The organism is Mesorhizobium sp. M6A.T.Ce.TU.002.03.1.1 (assembly GCF_003997275.1).
Classification (GTDB): Bacteria; Pseudomonadota; Alphaproteobacteria; order Rhizobiales; family Rhizobiaceae; genus Mesorhizobium; species Mesorhizobium mediterraneum.
In genome coordinates, this window is the sequence record NZ_RZTI01000035.1 from 1 (window position 1) to 18,220 (window position 18,220).

19 protein-coding genes are annotated in these 18,220 nt (G+C 63.5%); 10 read left to right on the forward strand and 9 right to left on the reverse strand.

What is annotated here, in order from left to right; genetic code table 11:
* From addB to EOC93_RS13430, 6 genes are all read left to right on the forward strand, one after another.
* Positions 1 to 1,521, forward strand: a 1,521-nt coding sequence (addB, locus tag EOC93_RS13405) for a double-strand break repair protein AddB (protein WP_127204841.1), incomplete at its 5' end; no start/stop codon positions are given.
* Entirely contained in the window at positions 1,518 to 5,030 is a 3,513-nt protein-coding gene (gene addA, locus EOC93_RS13410) for a double-strand break repair helicase AddA (RefSeq protein ID WP_127204842.1), read from the forward strand. The genes addB and addA, both read left to right, overlap by 4 nt.
* A 74-nt stretch (positions 5,031 to 5,104) precedes the next feature.
* On the forward strand, positions 5,105 to 5,428 hold the full coding sequence (gene trxA / locus EOC93_RS13415) for a thioredoxin (protein ID WP_027152031.1): 324 nt from the start codon (positions 5,105 to 5,107) through the stop codon (positions 5,426 to 5,428).
* A 129-nt stretch (positions 5,429 to 5,557) separates the two neighbouring features.
* Complete coding sequence (locus EOC93_RS13420) at positions 5,558 to 5,839, forward strand: cupin domain-containing protein (RefSeq protein WP_127204843.1); 282 nt, start codon at positions 5,558 to 5,560, stop codon at positions 5,837 to 5,839.
* 123 nt (positions 5,840 to 5,962) lie between these two features.
* Entirely contained in the window at positions 5,963 to 6,313 is a 351-nt protein-coding gene (locus EOC93_RS13425; protein ID WP_127204844.1) for an MbcA/ParS/Xre antitoxin family protein, read from the forward strand.
* A gap of 8 nt (positions 6,314 to 6,321) precedes the next feature.
* Positions 6,322 to 6,816 carry an RES family NAD+ phosphorylase gene (locus EOC93_RS13430; protein ID WP_127204845.1) on the forward strand — a complete coding sequence of 165 codons (495 nt, stop codon included), beginning with the start codon at positions 6,322 to 6,324 and terminating at the stop codon, positions 6,814 to 6,816.
* A 169-nt stretch (positions 6,817 to 6,985) separates the two neighbouring features.
* On the opposite strand, the gene EOC93_RS13435 is transcribed toward EOC93_RS13430, so the two are convergent.
* From EOC93_RS13435 to EOC93_RS13455, 5 genes are all read right to left on the reverse strand, one after another.
* A complete protein-coding gene (locus EOC93_RS13435) occupies positions 6,986 to 8,311 on the reverse strand; it encodes a folylpolyglutamate synthase/dihydrofolate synthase family protein (protein WP_127204846.1) in 1,326 nt (441 codons plus the stop codon).
* Between the two features lie 62 nt (positions 8,312 to 8,373).
* The gene (gene accD, locus EOC93_RS13440) at positions 8,374 to 9,300 is read right to left on the reverse strand and encodes an acetyl-CoA carboxylase, carboxyltransferase subunit beta (RefSeq protein ID WP_127204847.1); all 927 of its coding nucleotides are present in this window, start codon (positions 9,298 to 9,300) and stop codon (positions 8,374 to 8,376) included.
* Positions 9,301 to 9,336: 36 nt separating this feature from the next.
* Positions 9,337 to 10,176, reverse strand: coding sequence for a tryptophan synthase subunit alpha (trpA, locus tag EOC93_RS13445; protein ID WP_127204848.1), 840 nt, complete (start codon positions 10,174 to 10,176; stop codon positions 9,337 to 9,339).
* 2 nt (positions 10,177 to 10,178) lie between these two features.
* Positions 10,179 to 11,429: a tryptophan synthase subunit beta gene (trpB, locus tag EOC93_RS13450; RefSeq protein ID WP_127204849.1), complete on the reverse strand. Its 1,251-nt coding sequence runs from the start codon at positions 11,427 to 11,429 to the stop codon at positions 10,179 to 10,181.
* Between the two features lie 33 nt (positions 11,430 to 11,462).
* The gene (locus EOC93_RS13455) at positions 11,463 to 12,122 is read right to left on the reverse strand and encodes a phosphoribosylanthranilate isomerase (protein ID WP_127204850.1); all 660 of its coding nucleotides are present in this window, start codon (positions 12,120 to 12,122) and stop codon (positions 11,463 to 11,465) included.
* A 111-nt stretch (positions 12,123 to 12,233) separates the two neighbouring features.
* On the opposite strand from EOC93_RS13455, the gene EOC93_RS13460 reads away from it, so the two are divergent.
* On the forward strand, positions 12,234 to 12,452 hold the full coding sequence (locus EOC93_RS13460) for a hypothetical protein (RefSeq protein WP_127204851.1): 219 nt from the start codon (positions 12,234 to 12,236) through the stop codon (positions 12,450 to 12,452).
* A 9-nt stretch (positions 12,453 to 12,461) separates the two neighbouring features.
* On the opposite strand, the gene EOC93_RS13465 is transcribed toward EOC93_RS13460, so the two are convergent.
* From EOC93_RS13465 to EOC93_RS13480, 4 genes are all read right to left on the reverse strand, one after another.
* Positions 12,462 to 13,220: a M48 family metallopeptidase gene (locus tag EOC93_RS13465; RefSeq protein ID WP_127204852.1), complete on the reverse strand. Its 759-nt coding sequence runs from the start codon at positions 13,218 to 13,220 to the stop codon at positions 12,462 to 12,464.
* Positions 13,221 to 13,319: 99 nt separating this feature from the next.
* Positions 13,320 to 13,808 (reverse strand): DUF2852 domain-containing protein, encoded by a 489-nt coding sequence (locus EOC93_RS13470; protein ID WP_095484456.1) that lies wholly within the window; start codon positions 13,806 to 13,808, stop codon positions 13,320 to 13,322.
* 75 nt (positions 13,809 to 13,883) lie between these two features.
* Positions 13,884 to 15,068 (reverse strand): benzoate/H(+) symporter BenE family transporter, encoded by a 1,185-nt coding sequence (locus tag EOC93_RS13475; RefSeq protein ID WP_127204853.1) that lies wholly within the window; start codon positions 15,066 to 15,068, stop codon positions 13,884 to 13,886.
* 4 nt (positions 15,069 to 15,072) lie between these two features.
* Positions 15,073 to 15,837 (reverse strand): alpha/beta hydrolase, encoded by a 765-nt coding sequence (locus EOC93_RS13480; protein ID WP_127204854.1) that lies wholly within the window; start codon positions 15,835 to 15,837, stop codon positions 15,073 to 15,075.
* A gap of 211 nt (positions 15,838 to 16,048) precedes the next feature.
* Between EOC93_RS13480 and infC the strand changes: the two genes are divergently transcribed.
* From infC to EOC93_RS13495, 3 genes are all read left to right on the forward strand, one after another.
* On the forward strand, positions 16,049 to 16,585 hold the full coding sequence (gene infC, locus EOC93_RS13485; RefSeq protein ID WP_095484453.1) for a translation initiation factor IF-3: 537 nt from the start codon (positions 16,049 to 16,051) through the stop codon (positions 16,583 to 16,585).
* A gap of 151 nt (positions 16,586 to 16,736) precedes the next feature.
* Positions 16,737 to 17,381: an isoprenylcysteine carboxylmethyltransferase family protein gene (locus tag EOC93_RS13490; protein ID WP_127204855.1), complete on the forward strand. Its 645-nt coding sequence runs from the start codon at positions 16,737 to 16,739 to the stop codon at positions 17,379 to 17,381.
* Between the two features lie 145 nt (positions 17,382 to 17,526).
* A complete protein-coding gene (locus EOC93_RS13495) occupies positions 17,527 to 18,183 on the forward strand; it encodes an isoprenylcysteine carboxylmethyltransferase family protein (RefSeq protein ID WP_095484451.1) in 657 nt (218 codons plus the stop codon).
* The last annotated feature ends 37 nt before the right edge of the window (positions 18,184 to 18,220 follow it).

Here is an 18,220-nt window from a genome sequence, read left to right on the forward strand (position 1 = left end):
CAAGCCGAAGGCGATCTTGCCGAATTGGCCCGGGCCAGCGTCGTCGCGCTCGAAGGTCTCGGCCGCACCGCGGATGGCAGCGTGAGCGAACTCTATGCGGGCGACGCTGGTGAAAAGCTCGCCGAGCTCTTGCGCGGGCAGGTCGCTGCCTCGGCGTCGTTCTCCTTCGCGGCGGACGAATGGCCTGACGTGATGGAGGCGCTGATCGCGCCCGAAACCGTCAAGCCGGCACGAGGCACCGACAGGAACATCGCCATCTGGGGCGCGCTGGAAGCCCGGTTGCAGAGCGTCGACACGCTGGTCGTCGGCGGGCTCAACGAAGGTGTGTGGCCGCGCAAGCCGGAAAGCGACCGCTTCATGTCGCGGCTGATGAAGACCGGTATCGATCTCGAACCGCCCGAACGGCGCATCGGCTTGGCCGCCCATGATTTCCAGATGGCGATGGGGGCGAAGAAAGTGGTGCTGGCGCGCTCCGCCCGCTCGGGCGACGCACCGGCGGTGCCGTCGCGCTGGCTGCAGCGCCTCCTGACCTTCATCGGCAAGGACCATGCGGCAGTGCTTCGCCGGCGTGGTGATGAATTCCTGTCCTGGGCCCGTGCGCTCGATGCCGGCGAGAGAAGAGACTTCGCGCCGCGACCGCAGCCGAAGCCGCCGCTGGCTGTGCGGCCGCAGCATTTCTCGGTCACCGAGATCGAGACGCTGCGCCGCGACCCTTACGCGATCTACGCCAGGAGGATCCTCCGCCTGATGCCGCTCGACCCTGTCATTCGCGACCCCGGCGCCGCCGAACGTGGCACGCTGTTTCACGCCATCCTGCATCTTTTTTCGCGGACAGTGGCCGATCCGCTTGTGGCGGAGGCGCTGGACGGCCTCATCGCCGCCGGCCGCCAATGCTTTGCCGAGGCGGCCCTTCCTCCCGATGTCGAGGCGGTGTGGTGGCCGCGCTTCGAAAAGCTCGCGGCAGGGATCATCGAATGGGAACGCGGCCGCGCCCTTGCCGTGACAATGCGGCATGCCGAAGAACGCGCGGAGAAAACCGGCGTCGGTCAGTCCGGCGTGACGCTGTCCGGCTACGCCGATCGTGTCGATCTCCTGGCCGGCGGCATGGCCGACATCTTGGACTACAAGACCGGCTCCTCGCCGTCCAAGGCGCAGGCACACACCCTGCTTTCGCCGCAGCTGGCGCTCGAGGGCGCGCTGCTCAGGCGCGGCGCTTTCAAGGGGCTCGGCGCGCGCGAGCCGTCGCAGCTGGCCTTCATCAGGCTGAAGCCGAACGGCGAGGTATTCGAGGAATCCATCCTCGAATACAACCGCAAGCCGCGAACCGCCGCCGACCTCGCCGAGGAGGCCTGGGCGCGGCTCGAAAAACTGCTGATCCACTACGCCGACCCGACGACCGGATATTTGTCGCGGGCGCTGCCGTTTCGCGAGGGCGAGACCGATGGCGATTACGACCATCTCGCCCGCGTGCTCGAATGGTCTGCCGGCGGCGACGCCGACGATGAGGGAGCGGAGGCATGAAGAAGGCCTATCCTATCCCGACCGACACCGCGATCAGCCAGGCAAGCGCCTCCGACCCGCAAAACTCCGCCTGGGTGTCGGCCAATGCCGGATCGGGCAAGACCCATGTGCTGGCCCAGCGCGTCATCAGGCTCTTGCTGCGCGGCACCGATCCATCGAAGATCCTGTGCCTGACCTACACCCGCGCCGCCGCCGCCAACATGTCGAACCGGGTGTTTTCGACGCTGTCGGAATGGACGGCGCTTGGCGACGTCGAGCTGGCGGCGAAGATAGAGGCGCTGGATGGTCGCCAACCCGATCACGAAACCATGCGCCGCGCGCGCCGGCTGTTCGCCGAGGCGCTGGAGACGCCGGGCGGGCTGAAGATCCAGACCATCCACGCCTTCTGCGAATCGGTGCTGCACCAGTTTCCGCTGGAAGCCAACATACCGGCCCATTTCGAAATGCTCGATCCGCAGATGGAGGCGTCGCTCTTCGCCGCCGCGCGTCGTGACATGATCTCGGGCACGGCTGCCGGCGATGCAGGGCTGGCCGAGGCTTTCGCCACCATTCTGGAACGCGGCGGCGAACATGGGCTCGACGCGTTGCTGGCCGAGATCGTGCGCAAGCGCGACGGCTTGCGTGCCTTCATCAGCGCGGCCGGTGGCGATGGCTTCCGGGCGCTGTTCGACGAGTTCAAGTTTCGTGCCGGCATCACCGCCGAAGGCTTGGCGGCGTCCGTATGGCCGCTGCCGGGCTTCCTGCCGGACTATTTCATCACCTTTGCCCGCGCCGCCGAAGCCGCCGATGCCCGCATCGTGCTGAACAATCTTCTGCCCTATGCGCGTCTTGCCTTCGCCGAGAATGATCCGGTTCGCCGGCTGCATCTGCTGGCAAAAGCTTTCCTGCGGGCGGATGGCGAGCCTTATGAGCCGGCAAAGACGTTCAAGAAGGCGTTGCTCGACCGGCTGCCCGATCTTGCCGAGCGCTATCTCTCAGCGGCCGATGCGATTCTCGAAATTTCCGACCGATTGGCCTTGTTCAGGATGCTGGAGGGCACACGTGCCGCGCTGACCATCGCCGACTGGCTGATCGCCCGTTACGAGCACTTGAAGCGCGCCCGTGGCTTCCTGGATTTCAACGACCTCATCACCCGAACGGTCAATCTCCTGGCACGGCCTGATGCCGGCCCATGGGTGCAATACAAGCTCGACCAGGGCATCGACCATATCCTGCTCGATGAGGCGCAGGACACAAGTCCCGACCAATGGGAAGTGGTGAAGCGGCTGGCGGAAGAGTTCTTTGCCGGGCTCGGTGCGCGCGACATGGTCCACCGCACGGTCTTTGCCGTCGGCGACGAAAAGCAGTCGATCTATTCCTTTCAAGGAGCGGCGCCTGATTCCTTCGCCGACTCAAGGCTTCTGTTTGCCGGAAGGGTGCGCGACGCCAACGCCGCCTTCGCCGATCTCAAGCTGACCTGGTCCTTCCGCTCGACCGACGACGTGCTTGCGGCGGTGGATCGTGTCTTTGCCGACCCGGTCGTGCGGCGCGGCATCAGTCACGATCCCGACCCGCTGAACCACAAGGCGATCCGTACCGATGCGCCGGGCTATGTCGAGGTCTGGCCGTCGATCGGCGCCGATGTCGTCGACGAACCCGACGACTGGACGCAAGCCGTCGACCACGCCCATGCGCCGGCGGTGCGCGTTGCCGAAAACGTGGCGGCGACCATTGCCGGCTGGATCGGCGCCGGCGAGATCATCGAAGGCCGCGGCAAGAAGCTTAGACCCGGCGATGTGCTGGTGCTGGTGCGCAAGCGCGATCGTTTCGTCCATGCGCTGACGCGCGCGCTGAAGCGCCGCGACATCCCGGTCGCCGGCGCCGACCGGCTCAGCCTGCCCGGCCATATCGCGGTGAAGGATCTGATCGCGCTCGGTCACTTTCTCATCCAGCCGCAGGATGATCTGTCGCTTGCCGCCGTGCTGCGCAGCCCGATTTTCGATGTTTCGGAAGAGATGCTTTTCGCGCTAGCGGGCGAGCGGCCGTCCGGTCTCTCGTTGGTCGCTTCGCTGCGTAAGCAAGCCGGCGAAAGCGCTGCCTTGGCCGCAATCGTTGCCCAACTCGACACATGGTCTGATGAAGCCGCATTCAAGCCGGTGTTCGAATTCTATGCCGGGGCTCTCGCCCGTGACGGCCTGCGCAAGAAAATGATCGCACGGCTCGGGCCGGAAGCCGGCGACATCCTCGACGAGTTCCTGAGCTTCTGCCTGGCCGAGGAACGGACCGGCCTGCCGGGACTGGAATCCTTCCTGTCGACGCTGGAAAATGCCGGCCCCGAGATCAAGCGCGAAATGGACCAGACCCGCGACGAGGTTCGCGTCATGACCGTGCATGCCGCAAAGGGCCTGGAGGCGCCTGTCGTGTTCCTGGTCGATGGCGGTTCCGCCCCGTTCAGCGACCAGCATCTGCCGCGACTGATGCCGTTCGATGGCTCAGGCGACCATTGGGACGGCAAGGGCTATCTCTGGCGCTCGGCAAGCGATGTTGCCAATGGATTTTCGCGGGCCGCTTCGGTTCGCGCTCGCGAGCTGGCCGACGACGAATATCGTCGGCTGCTCTATGTCGGCATGACCCGCGCCGAGGACCGGCTGATCGTCTGCGGCTATCATGGCAAGCGGGCACCGAACGTCGGCACCTGGCATTCGATCGTCAGCCGCGCGCTGGTCGGCGCCCCCGAAAGCGCTGAGCGGCAGCACCCTGCCACCGGCGAGACCGTGCATCGGTTTCACGTGACAAAACTGCCGCCGGTCGCACAGGCGGCCGCCGAAGAGGCGCGGCAGACGACACAGTTCGACCCATTGCCGAAGAGCCTGTTCCAGCCCCTGCCGCCCTTCGAAGATCTGCCGCGGCCGCTGTCGCCGTCCGGCGCCTCGGCGCTGATCGACGAGGCCAAGGAATCCGTGATCGACACCGGCTCGCCGGTGCTGGACACCGAGGCGGAGCCTGGCTTTGCCGTGATGCGAGGGCTGGCGCTGCACAAATTGCTGCAGATGCTGCCCGGCATTGCCGAGGCCGAACGGCGGGAGGCCGCGGAACGCTACCTCAAGCGCGCCGGGTCGCAATGGTCTGATGCCGAGCGCGACAAGGCCTTGGCCTCGGTGGCGGCGATCCTTGCCGACAGCCGCTTCGAACAGCTGTTCGCATCATCGTCGCGCGCCGAAGTCGCGGTCATGGGCAGCCTGGAGATCAAGGGCAAATTACGCTCCATCTCCGGCAAGATCGACCGGCTGGCGGTCACATCAGGCAAGGTGTCGATCGTCGACTACAAGACCAACCGGCCGGCGCCAATGGCGCTGGCGGACGTTCCGCCGGCCTATGTCCTGCAGCTCGCGCTCTATCGCGCGCTGCTCCAGCCGCTTTACCCCCGGCATGAGGTCTCGGCGGCGGTGCTGTTCACGGAAGCGCCACGGCTGATCGAACTGCCGCCGGCGGCGATGGACGATGCCCTTGCCCGACTCACGGGAGCGTGACACAACAGCTGCTTGAAGAAGGGCACGATCACCACCACATTTGGTGCGACAATAACTCTCGAAAGGATTTTCGCATGGCCACCGTCAAGGTCGACAAGAGCAATTTCCAGACCGATGTGCTTGACGCCAAGGAGCCGGTCGTGGTCGATTTCTGGGCGGAATGGTGCGGTCCGTGCAAGATGATCGCGCCGGCGTTGGAAGACATCGCCATCGAACTCGGCAGCAAGGTCAAGATCGCCAAGCTCAACATCGACGAGAATCCGGAGCTGGCCGCGCAGTTCGGCGTACGCTCGATCCCGACGCTGATGATCTTCAAGGGCGGCGAAATGGCCGACATGAAGGTTGGTGCCGCACCGAAGACGGCGCTGTCGCACTGGATCAACGGCAATCTCGCCTGATCCGACCCTGAATCTCTGCAATCAAGCCCGGCCTCGCGCCGGGCTTTTGCGTGGCGTCACCGATCCGCCGATCTGGCACTCGCCACTTGCCGCCTCATGTTCTTGTCTGGCTTAAAGCAGGAGAACGATATGACCGGATCCGCCAAGGCAACCGTCTTCATCGACAATGAGCGCGTCATCGTCACCGAATACCGCTTCGCGCCGGGCGACAACACCGGCTGGCACCGTCATGGCCACGACTATGTCATCGTGCCGCTGATGGACGGCAGGCTGAAGCTCTTGACCAAGGACGGCGAATCCTTTGCCGAGATGAAAAAGGGCGCGCCCTATTTCCGCAAGGAAGGCGTCGAGCACGACGTCATCAGCGCCAATGAGGGCGAGTATGCCTTCATCGAGATCGAGCTGAAGTAACGCGGGAGCAGACCCTCGCAACTTCGCCGGTTGAGGCAGGACCGTATCTTGGGAAGGGCTCGCCTTGAATGCCACTCATATTGACGCTATATTGCGTCAGAATGTGCGTTAAGGAAGGCTGAAATGGCTCTGGTCCAGTACGCGGACGGTGGGTTCTTTGTCCCACGAAAAATTGCCGAGGCGCTGCGCACCACCAGCGAGGAAGTGGCCCGGACTGCCGGGCTCGGTCGCGACGCCGTCCAGCGCAAGGAACGCATCCGTTCCGACAGGACGCAGCGCCGCCTGCGCGAGATGGTTGAAATCATCAACAAGGTCGAACCGCGCTTTGGCTCCGCGCTGATGGCGTATGCCTGGTACCGTTCCGAGCCTCTGCCCGGCTTTTCGGGACAGACGGCCATGCAGCTTGTGCGCGGCGGGCGGGCCACTGAGGTGCTTGAATATGTCGATGCGATCGATGCCGGCGTTCACACCTGACACAGCTGATGCATTACCGCGGCAAACTGTTTCGGGCGATCAACCCAATCTACGCACGTGAACCGCTCTCGGGGCGCGGCGCCGCAATGTTTGGCGGGCGATTCAACCCGAAGGGCACGCCGGCGCTCTATACGTCGCTAACCGTCATAACCGCTCTGCGCGAGGCCAACCAGGTCGGCAATCTCCAGCCGACGACGCTCGTTTCCTATGACGCCGAAATCGCAAGTGTTTTCGACAGCCGGGACGAGGCAGCGCTCAAGGAAGAAGGGTTGGATGCAACAGCTCTTGCCGATAGCGCATGGCGGGATCAGATGCAGGCAAGCGGAGAAGCAAGGACGCAGGCTTTGGCGCGCCGATTGATCGCGAAGGGCTATCCGGCCATGCTTGTTCGCAGCTTTGCGGCCGGCGCTGTCGAGACGGATCTCAACCTCGTTCTATGGAAATGGGGCGATGATCCTCCGTGGCGGCTCGCGTTGATCGACGACGAAGGCAGACTGTCGTGAGAAGCGCAATGACTTGGCAATCGCTCCCGCGTTCTAGGGCGTTCAGCTTTTGATAGAACCGTCGAACCGCTCTAAGTATTTGTTTTTATGCAATTCCCTAGGGAAAGCGCTACGCGCTTTTCCCGGGAATTGCTCTGGCCTCTTGGCATCGGAGTTCCGGCAGAATGGATCAGGTCGGCGGCGTGCCGTTTTCGGCTAGCACCGCGCCGGCCAAGTACAATGAACCGCTGATCAGGATGCGCGGCGGCGGTCCGTCCCATGTGTCGCGCAACAGCATCAATGCATTGGCGACGGAGCTCACCGGTTCGGCCGAAAGGCCGGCCTCGACGGCGCGGACCGCCAGTTCGTCATTTGGCACGCTGGCCTCGCTGAGGCTCACCGGTACCGTGTAGACATGCCGCACCAGACCCTTGAAGGCGCTGAAATAACCGCTCTGATCCTTGGTGTTGATCATGCCGGAAATCAGGAACAGCGGCCGCGGGTTCTTTTCCTCCTGCTCGGCCAGCGCCTCGGCGACGACCACGCCGGCACCCGGATTATGGCCGCCGTCGAGCCAGATGTCGGCGCCCTTCGGTGCCAGTTCTGTCAGCCTGCCTTGCGGCAACTTCTGCATCCGCCCCGGCCAGGCGACATTGGCCATCGCCCTGTCGGCGACGCGATGGCTGATCTCGAAGCCCGCAGCCTTGACCGCCGCAATCGCCGCCGCCGCATTGGCGAACTGGTGGCGACCCGGCAGCCGCGGTGGCGACAGGTCCATCAATCCGTCTTCATCCTGATAGACCATGCGGCCGTTTTCCTCGAAGGCGAGGAAATCCTGGCCATAGACGAAGGCGGGACAGTCGAGCCGCTCGGCGGTTTCGATAAGCACCTGAAGCGCCGTCTCGCTTTCCTGCGCGCCGATGACCACCGGGCAACCGCGCTTGATGATGCCGGCCTTTTCGGCGGCGATCAGTTCGACACGGTCGCCGAGATAGGATTCGTGGTCGAGCGAGACCGGCATGATCACCGACACCGCTGGCTCGGTGATGACATTGGTGGCGTCGAAGCGGCCGCCGAGGCCGACCTCGATGATGACGGCATCCGCCGGATGTTCGGAAAACAACAGGAAGGTGACGGCAGTGAGGATTTCGAAGACGGTGATCTTCTGGCCTTCATTGGCCTTGGCGACGCGGGCGATGGCGTCGGCGAAGACCTTGTCCTCGACCAGCCTGCCGCCGCCGTCCGCGGCCAGCCGGTAGCGCTCATGCCAGTTCACCAGATGAGGCGATGTGTGGACATGGACGCGGTGGCCGGACGCTTCGAGCAGCGCCCGCGAGAACGCGGCGCAGGAGCCCTTGCCGTTGGTGCCGGCGATGTGGATGACCGGCGGCAGATGGTCCTGCGGATTGCCCAGCCGCTCCAGCAGCCGCGAAATGCGGTCGAGCGAAAGATCGAAGCCCTTCGGATGAAGCGACATCAGGCTTTCGATTTCGCGGTCAGCGGCAAGCGTGGTCATGGGAGAATCCTAGGCGCGCCACAGGTGGCGCGCAATCGCGGTTCGCGACGAAGGATGTCGCGTCAGGCTTGCGGGCGTGCTTCCGTCGGGATCGTCGCCGGCGGCAGGATTTCCGGTTCCAGCGGCTTTTGCTCTTCCGGCAGCTTGAGCAGCATTTTCAGGAGCCGTGCAATCGTCTGGCGCATCTCCAGCCGCGACACCACCATGTCGACCATGCCGTGCTCCATCAGGTATTCGGAGCGCTGGAAGCCGTCGGGCAGCTTTTCCCTGATGGTTTGCTCGATGACGCGTGGTCCGGCAAAGCCGATCAGCGCGCCGGGCTCGGCGATGTGCACGTCGCCCAGCATGGCGTAGGAGGCGGTGACGCCGCCGGTGGTCGGGTTGGTCAGAACGACGATATAGGGAAGACCGGCCTCCTTCAGCCGATCGACGCCGATCGTGGTCCTCGGCAATTGCATCAGCGACAGGATGCCTTCCTGCATGCGGGCGCCGCCGGACGCTGCGAACAGGATCAGCGGGCGCTTGCGTTGCAAGGCGACCTCGAAGCCACGAACGATGGCGTCGCCGGCGGCCATGCCGAGCGAGCCACCCATGAAGGCGAAGTCCTGCACGGTCACCACAACCGGCAGGCCCTCGACGGTCCCCAGCGCATTGATGATCGCGTCCTCCAGCCCGGTCTTGGCCTTGGCGTCCTTCAACCGGTCGGTGTAGCGTTTCTCGTCGCGGAATTTCAGCGGGTCCTGCACGACCTTGGGGTTCTCGAGCGTCTCGTATTTGCCGTCGTCGAAGAAGAATTTCAGCCGCTCCTTGGCCGAGATCTTCATGTGGTGGCCGGAGGACGGGATGACGAACTGGTTCTGCTCCAGGTCCTTGTGGAAGACCATCTCGCCGGTCTCCGGATCCTTGATCCAGAGATTCTCAGGCATGTCGGTGCGCCGGCCGAGCATCGAATTGATCTTCGGGCGAACGTAGTTGGTGATCCAGTTCATCGCTTCGGCTCCTGTCCTGACGAAGAGGTAGGAAGACTATTCGGCGGCAGCAAGGCGAGCCGCACGCACGCCTTGCGAAAGCCCGCTGACCAGCGTGGCGACCGCCTCGGCCGGGTCGGCGGTTTTTTCGCCCTTCGGCCCCAGAACATTGGCGACCGCATTGACGATCGCGGTGCCGACGACGACGCCATCGGCATTGGCGCCGATTACGCGCGCCTGCTCGGCGGTCTTGACGCCGAAGCCGACGCAGACCGGCAGGTCGGTATGGCCCTTGATGCGCGTGACTGCCGCCGCGACCTTGCCGGTGTCGGCAAGTGCTGAGCCGGTGATGCCGGTCATCGACACGTAGTAGACGAAGCCGGAGGTGTTCTGCAGCACCTTGGGCAGGCGCTTGTCGTCGGTGGTCGGCGTCGCCAGCCGGATGAAATTGATGCCGGCCTTCAGCGCCGGAATGCACAATTCCTCATCCATTTCCGGCGGTAGGTCGACGACGATCAGCCCGTCTATGCCGCTGGCCAGCGCATCCCTGAGGAAGCGGTCGACGCCGTGGATGTAGATCGGATTGTAGTAGCCCATCAGCACAATCGGCGTTTCATTGTCTCCGGCGCGGAACTCCGACGCCATCTTCAGCGTCTTGACCAACGTCTGGCCGCTTTTCAGCGCGCGCAGGCCGGCCGCCTGGATTGCCGGGCCGTCGGCCATCGGATCGGAAAACGGCATGCCCATTTCGATGATATCGGCGCCTGCCTTGGGCAGCGCCCTCATGATCGACAAAGCGGTGTCGTAGTCCGGGTCGCCGCTCATGAAATAGGTGACAAGCGCCGGGCGGCCTTCGGCTTTCAGCTTGGCCATGCGGCGGTCGATGCGAGTGGTCATGATCAGATCTCCATGCCCAGCATATTGGCTACCGTATGAACGTCCTTGTCGCCGCGGCCGGACAGGTTGACGATGACGATCTGGTCCTTGCCCATGGCGGGTACGATCTTCACCGCATGCGCAATGGCGTGGGCGGATTCGAGCGCCGGAATGATGCCTTCGACGCGCGTCGTCAGCTGGAACGCCTCCAGCGCCTCGTCATCCAGGATCGGCACATAGTCGACGCGGCCCGAGTCGCGCAGCCAGGAATGCTCCGGCCCGACGCCCGGATAATCGAGGCCGGCCGAGATCGAGTGCCCGTCCATGATCTGCCCGTCGGCGTTCTGCAGGAGATAGGTGCGGTTGCCGTGTAGCACGCCGGGCGCACCGGCGCTCATCGAGGCGCAATGCTCGATGCCGTCGAGGCCGCGGCCGCCGGCCTCGATGCCGATGATGCGGACCTCTTTGTCGTCGAGGAAGGGATGGAACAGGCCGATGGCGTTCGAGCCGCCGCCGACACAAGCGATAATCGTGTCCGGCAGCCGGCCTTCCTGCTCGAGGATCTGCGCGCGCGCCTCGGTGCCGATCACCGACTGGAAGTCGCGCACCAGCTCCGGATAGGGGTGCGGGCCGGCGGCAGTGCCGATCAGGTAGTAGGTGTCCTCGACATTGGTCACCCAGTCGCGCAGGGCCTCGTTCATGGCGTCCTTCAGCGTGCCGTGTCCAGCGGTCACCGGCCGCACTTCGGCGCCCAAAAGCTTCATACGGAAGACGTTGGGGCTTTGCCGGGCGACGTCGGTGGCGCCCATATAGACGACGCACGGAAAGCCGAAACGCGCCGCCACCGTGGCCGACGCCACGCCGTGCTGGCCGGCGCCGGTCTCGGCGATGATGCGCTTCTTGCCCATGCGCTTGGCCAGCAGGATCTGGCCGAGACAATTGTTGATCTTGTGCGAGCCGGTGTGGTTCAAATCCTCGCGCTTGAAATAGACTTTCGCGCCGCCCCCGAGGCCCTTCGCCGCGGAAACCTCACGAAGATGCCTGGTCAGGCCTTCGGCGAAATAAAGCTTCGACGGCCGGCCGGCATAGTGGGTGGAAAGGTCAGTCAGCTCGGCCTTGAAATCCGGGTCGTCCTTGACCTCGTTCCAGTGCCGCTCGAGGTCGAGGATCAGCGGCATCAATGTTTCGGCAACGAAACGACCGCCGAAGATGCCGAACATGCCCTGTTCGTCGGGTCCGGTGCGGAAGGAATTGGGTAGCGCCGGCTTGTCCATCGCCGATCTCCTAGCTTGTGGTTTGAAGCACGGTCAGGCGGCGCGGTTGTCGCGTGCTGCCCTGACGGCCCGGAAAAACTGTTCGATCAGCGCCGGATCCTTGACGCCCGGCGCGCTTTCCACGCCCGAGGAAATGTCTAATCCGGGCGGGTTGGCAAGCCGAAGGGCATCGCCGATATTGGCGGCGTTCAGCCCACCGGAAAGCATGTAATCGACGCCGGCGTCAAGGCCGGCCAGAATGTGCCAGTCGAAGGCAACGCCGTTGCCGCCCGGCAGTTCCGAACCCTTCGGCGGCTTGGCATCGAACAGGAAACGGTCGGCAATGCCGATGAAGGGTTTTATCCGCTCCAGATCGGCAGCCTCGCTGACCGACAGCGCCTTCATCACCGGCAGGCCATAGCGGGCCTTGAGCTCAGCCACCCGCTCAGGCGTTTCCGAACCATGCAGCTGCAGCATGTCCGGGCGCATTTTCCCGCCGATTTCATCCAGAAACGCATCGCCGGCATCGACCGTCACGGCAACCGCCTTGGCCTTGCCGGTCGCTGCTTCACGCAAGCGGCCGGCTTCCGCCGGCTCGACATAGCGCGGGCTTTTGGCAAAGAAAATAAAGCCGACATGGCTGGCGCCGCCGGCCAATGCCGCGGCCAATGCCTTGTCGGTGTTCAGTCCGCATATCTTGATGTCGAGCGCCATGGCGCGGGGATTGGCACGAAACGGCAAAAGAGTCGAGAAAAAGCATCCTGTTTGCCACCAGCGCGGAACGCGCTACCTTACTTCAGATAGTACAGGCGGGAGCAAACAAGCATGGCAGACGAAACCGTCGCCCAACTCAAGCAAAAGATCGCGCAGGCTCGCGAGGTCATCGCGCATCTGATGGACAAGGCCGCCTTCAACGGCGCCGAGGCACACCGCGCGCTCGACTATTTCAGCAACGACGCCTTCGAGAAGAATTTCTTGCCATGGCCGCGCCATACCGACGAAGGCTTGCGTCCTGAAGAGCTCAACGCTGCCAACGACGATTAATCGGGCGATCTACTCGAACATGATCGCTTGCAGCGCGCCGCCATTGCGCTTGAGCCAATCCTTGCAGCGCTCGGTGTCGGGGCAAAGCTGCTCGCATAATTTCCAGAATTTCGGACCGTGGTTCATCTCCTTGAGATGCGCCACCTCATGCGCGACGAGGTAGTTTATAATCGGTGACGGCGCCATCATGATGCGCCAGGAGAAGGACAAATTGCCATCTGAGGTGCACGATCCCCAGCGGCTCGACGTGTCCTTGAAGCGGATCGCCTTGGCGCGCTTGCCGATCGTCCCGGTGTGCTTGACCACCAACCGCTCGATCTCGCGCTTGGCCTCGCGCTTGAGGAAATCGGCGATGCGGCGCGGCAGGTGCACGCGATCGCCATGCACGATCATCAGCGGACCGCGTTCGTCGCACGACAGCGTGACGGTACCGCGTTTCGAGGGCTCATGAACGATGCGATGCGGCACGCCGCGCACCGGTACCTTGATGCCGGGCCGCACCTGCGGCCGGTTGGGCACCTTGGCCAGCCGCTGCTCCAGCCAGTCCTGATGGCGGTCCAGGAATTTTTCGACCTCGCCACGGCGCAAGCCCGGCGGCACGGTGATGCGCAGGCTACGGCCGCCGGAATCGATGCGCAGCGTCAGGCGCCGCGCCCGGTCGCTCTCGACGATCTTGAGCGGCAGCGTGCGGCCGGCAACACAATGCTCTCGCTCCACGACGGGGGCGGGCCTGGGTTTGGTCAGGTTGCGGAAGAAGCCGAATGACATGGCGGGACGATACGTGATTCGAGGAAAACGAATAGAACATAAAAGAAACGGCGCCGCTGACGCGACGCCGTTTTTTGATTATTTATCGGGGCAAGTGCCTTACTCGTCTAGTAGGCCTGGCGTGGATTTGCCACCGCGTTTGCCGGTCCCCGTCGAACCGGTTGATCCACCGGTTGTAGGCGACGTCGACTTGTTGCGGTTCGCCATGAAGCGGTCGAACTCTTCCTGGTCCTTGGCGCGACGCAGTTCCCTGGCATATTCGTCGAACTCGCTCAGCATCTCGTCGAGCTTGCGGCGCTCTTCATTGAGCCGCTCGAGTTCCTTTTCGCGCCAGTCGTCGAAAGCGACGTTGCCGGTGCGGGCGGAGCCGTGGCCCCAGCGCGCCGCTTTGTCGGAACTGCGGCGGCAGCCGGCGAAGATGCCGTCGGTGGCGCGGTTGACGTCGCGCTTGAAGCCTTCAAGCCGGTCGCCCCAGATGATGTAGGCGAGCATGGCGAGGCCGAGCGGCCAGAACACCATGAAGCCGATCACCATCAGTGCGATGGTTGCCGGCGTCCAGGCCGGACGGATCAATGCAGATGTGTTCATTTTCTCCCAATCCTTCAGTTGGAGACAGCCAAACCCGGCTGCGTGGAATCGAAATGGGAAGGGAAAAACGGCGATTCAAGACAGTGTCAGCCAAAACCGGACAAGCAGCTGAAATGATTGTCGCTTTTTGAGAGTTTCAAGGAAAAGGATGACCAGGCCCGCAATCAGGCCCCAGAACGCCGCGCCGACGCCGAACAGCGTCAGCCCCGAGGCGGTGACGACAAAAGTGACGGTGGCGGCCATGCGCTCGCCGTCTTCCTTCAAGGCGATCGACAGCGCGTTGGCGAGCGGTGCCATCAGCGCCAGCCCGGCAACCAGCACGATCAGGCTCTGCGGCAGCACGGCGAAGATCGCCACCAGCGAGGCGCCGAAAATCGCGAAGACGAGATAGGCAAGCGCGTAGAAGGGACCAGTCTTCCAGCGCTCGCCCGGATCAGGATGCACGTCGGGGCCGGTGCAGATCGCCGCTGAGATCGCCGCCAGATTGGTGGTCGAGGCCCCGAATGGCGCCGACAGCAGCGAAAGCAGGCCGGTGACGCCGATCAGCGGGCCGGGGTCTGGGTGGTAGCCCGCGGCCCTCAGCACGGCGAGGCCGGACAGGTTCTGCGAGGCCATGGTGACCAGATAAAGCGGCAGCGCCAGGCCGATGATCGCCGTGACGGTGAACTGCGGCGCAATCAGCGTCAAAGTCGAAAGCTCCGGCGTCGGCAGGCCACCGACCCGGCCGGTGAGGAAGGCGGCAGCGCCGCCGCCGATCAGCACCGCCAGCACCGAGAGCGCGGGATTGAACAGGCGGATGACGAAGAAGGCGGCGATCAGCGGCAGGATCAGCCACGGGTCGGCGGGAATGGCCTTCACCGCGTTGATGGCGAAGGTGACGACGATGCCGGCAAGCATTCCCGACGCGACCGAGGCCGGTATCCTGGCGATCAGCTTGGTCAAAGGCCTGAACAGGCCCGTGGCGATCAGCAAAATCCCGGTGACGATGAAGGCGCCGACAGCCTCGCCGATTGAAAAGCCGCTCGATGCCGCGATCAGCGCCACCCCCGGCGTCGACCATGCCGCGATGACCGGCATCCTGGTGCGCCATGACAACCACAGGCTCTCGATCGCCATGGCGAGGCAGATCGCCGTCACCCAGCTCGCGGTTTCGACCTGCGTCGCGCCGACCGCCTTGGCGGCGGCGATGACGATGGCCAGCGTGCCGCCGAAGCCGACGATCGCCGCGACGAAGGCGGATACCGGAATGGAAATGCGCATGTCTCTACCCCGCCTGCCGCACCATGGCGTCGACCGCACGTACCAGCATGTCGAGGTCCTGCGGCCGCGACAGGCGGTGATCGCCGTCGGGGATCAGCGACAGCGTGACGTCGTCGGCCGGCAGAAGGCCGACCAGTTTCAGCGCATGGCTCGACGGCACGTCGGCATCGGCCAGCCCTTGCAATATGTGGACGGGGCAATGGGTGTCGATTGGCCCGGTCATTGTCAGGTTGTTGCGGCCGTCCTCGATCAGCGCTCGGGTGTAGACGTAAGGCTCGGCCGAATAGTTCGACGGCTCCTCGAAAAAACCCTTTTTGGCAAGGTCTCGCTTCTGCGCTTTGGTCAGCGCCGGCTCGACCAGCTCGGCGGTGAAATCCGGCGCCGGAGCCAGAAGCACCAGGCCGGCGATGCGGTTCTCGCCTGCCTTGTGCGATTCCTGAACCATGCGCAGCGCGATCCATGCGCCCATCGACGAGCCGACCAGGATTTGTCTGCCTTGCGTGAAATGGCGGAAGACAGCGAGGCTCTGCGAAAGCCATTTCGAGATGGTGCCGTCGGCAAAGGCGCCATCCGATTCGCCATGGCCGGAATAATCATGGCGCAGGAAAGCACGACCTTGCCCGCTCGCCCATTCCGACAGCTTTTCGGCCTTGGTGCCCAGCATGTCCGACTTGTAGCCGCCGAGCCAGACAATGCCTGGTGCAGCACCCGCAGCGCGCCTGACAGCGATGCTGGTTCCGTCGACGTCGAGAAAAATCGGTGCGGTCATGGCTAACTCCTCAGGCAGGTCTTTTGGCACGGCTGGCGGTTCAACGAAAAGCGCTCGGCAAGTTTCTTCGTTTGGTGCAGGCTGCGGTCAGGGAACAGGTGATTTCCTGTGAACGCTGTGCTATTGACTCCGGCCGCGCGCTCACCACATTGGCGCGTTCACAAATCTGAACTGAAAATCCTGAACGAAACGGCTCAAGGAGACCACGACCATTCGCAGACCTTTCAAAGCAACGGCGCCCACCAAGGAGGGCCCGCGCTCCAACCGTGACATCCGGGTCCCCCGGGTCCAGCTTATCGACGCCGAAGGCCAGAACCACGGCGATGTCTCCATCAACGACGCATTGTTGCTCGCCGAAGAGGCTGGGCTCGATCTGGTCGAGATATCGCCCAACGCGGTGCCGCCCGTCGTAAAAATCCTCGATCTCGGCAAGCTGAAATACGCCAACCAGAAGAAGGCGGCCGAGGCGCGCAAGAACCAGAAGGTCATCGAGATCAAGGAGATCAAGATGCGCCCCAACATCGACAGTCATGACTACGAGACCAAGATGAAAGCCGTCCGGCGGTTTTTCGAAGAAGGTGACAAGGTCAAGCTGACATTGCGCTTTCGCGGCCGCGAGATGGCGCATATGGAACTCGGCATGCAGCTTCTGAACAAGGTTCGCGAGGAAGTGGCGCCGATCGCCAAGGTCGAAGCCGAACCGAAGCTCGAAGGCCGCCAGATGATGATGGTGCTGGCACCCCGCTAAAAGCGATTCCGTCAAAGCAAAGGCCGCTTCGGCGGCCTTTTGTTTTTGTTTTTGTCTTCGCCATGATTTCTCCGCAAGTTGCCCATGATTTCTCCGCAAGTTGCATCGACAAGGAACCTGGTTGCCGGTCCTCGCGGCAAAGGATTGTTCCATGGCCGCTGCGGCACGTTCTCCGATCGAAAAGTCGTTCGACGAAATGGGCCGCTATCAGCGGCGCCGGCGCATCCTGCTGGCGCTGCTGGTTGGCGTTTTTTGCGCTTTGCTGATCTTCGGCGGCTCCGCGCACGATGAGCTTGGCCACGAACGCATAGAGGGGCAGTACGGCGTCGCCCTGATACTGATCGGGATCGGCGGCCGGCTCTGGTCGATCCTCTATATCGGCGATCGCAAGTCGGCCGAAGTGGTTGCTACCGGCCCATATTCGGTGATGCGCAACCCCTTGTATTTTTTCTCTACCGTAGCGGCCGCCGGCATCGGCGCCCAGACCGGCAGCGTGATCGTCTCGGTGGCGTCGGCGGTTTTGTGCGCGGCCGCGTTCTACATCGTCACGCTGCGCGAGGAACGGCATTTGACGACCGTGCTCGGGGCGCCGTACAAGGACTACCTCGCCCGGGTGCCGCGGTTTTTTCCCAATCCCCGGCTTTTTCGCGATCAGGCTAAGGTCACCTTCACACCGCGCGTCTTCAATCACACGCTGCGCGACGGCTTGATTTTCCTGGCTGCCATACCGTTTTTCGAACTCATCGAGTCCGGACAGGAAAGCGGTGTAATTCCCGTCCTCTTCTGGCTGTATTGAGCTGCGGATGCCGGCAAAAGAGGCGACATGCATTAAATACGCCTGAATTATCCTGCAAAGGCGTCCCGGCGATCGGCGGGGCGCCTGTTTTCTTAGCCAGACGCTGCGATCGCCGGCAAAGTTCCTCGACGATCGGATTCCCGACATGCTCAATGAAGTTAAATCGGCGCAGGCCGAACAAGTGCAGGCCAGGCGTGCGCTGGGCAGCTACCAGCACGCGCGCAGGATGGTGCTTGCCGTGCTCGTGCTCGTCATGTTCGTGGCGCTGCTGTTCGGCCAATCTGCCTTTCCTCCCGAAAGCGTGCCGCACGAAACGATCGAAATGGTCGGCATCCTGCTGATCTTTCTCGGCATTGTCGGGCGCTTGTGGTCGACGCTCTATATCGGCGGACGCAAATCCTCCGAGGTGGTCACCGGCGGACCCTATTCGATTACCCGCAATCCGCTCTATGTCTTCTCCTCGATGGCTGCCGCCGGCGTCGGCGCGCAGATGGGCTCGATCACCGCGACGGTAGGCTTCGCGGTGATTTGCGCCGCCGCCTTTCATGTCGTCATCCTGCGCGAGGAGAAGTTCCTGAAGGAAGCCCTCGGCACTCCATTCCAGGCCTATGTGGCGCGGGTGCCGCGCTTCTTCCCGAAGCTTTCGCTGTATCAGGAAGGCGACACCGGCAGCTTCAAGCCGCGCCTGCTGCGCACGACGCTGCTGGACGGATTGGTGTTCCTCGTTGCCTTGCCGTTTTTCGAATTGATCGACGGCGCCCAACAGTCGGGCATACTGCCGGTGCTGTTCCGTTTCCCATGAGCGCTGGTGTTGCTGAGCACTGGGTGTTGCGCGCCGG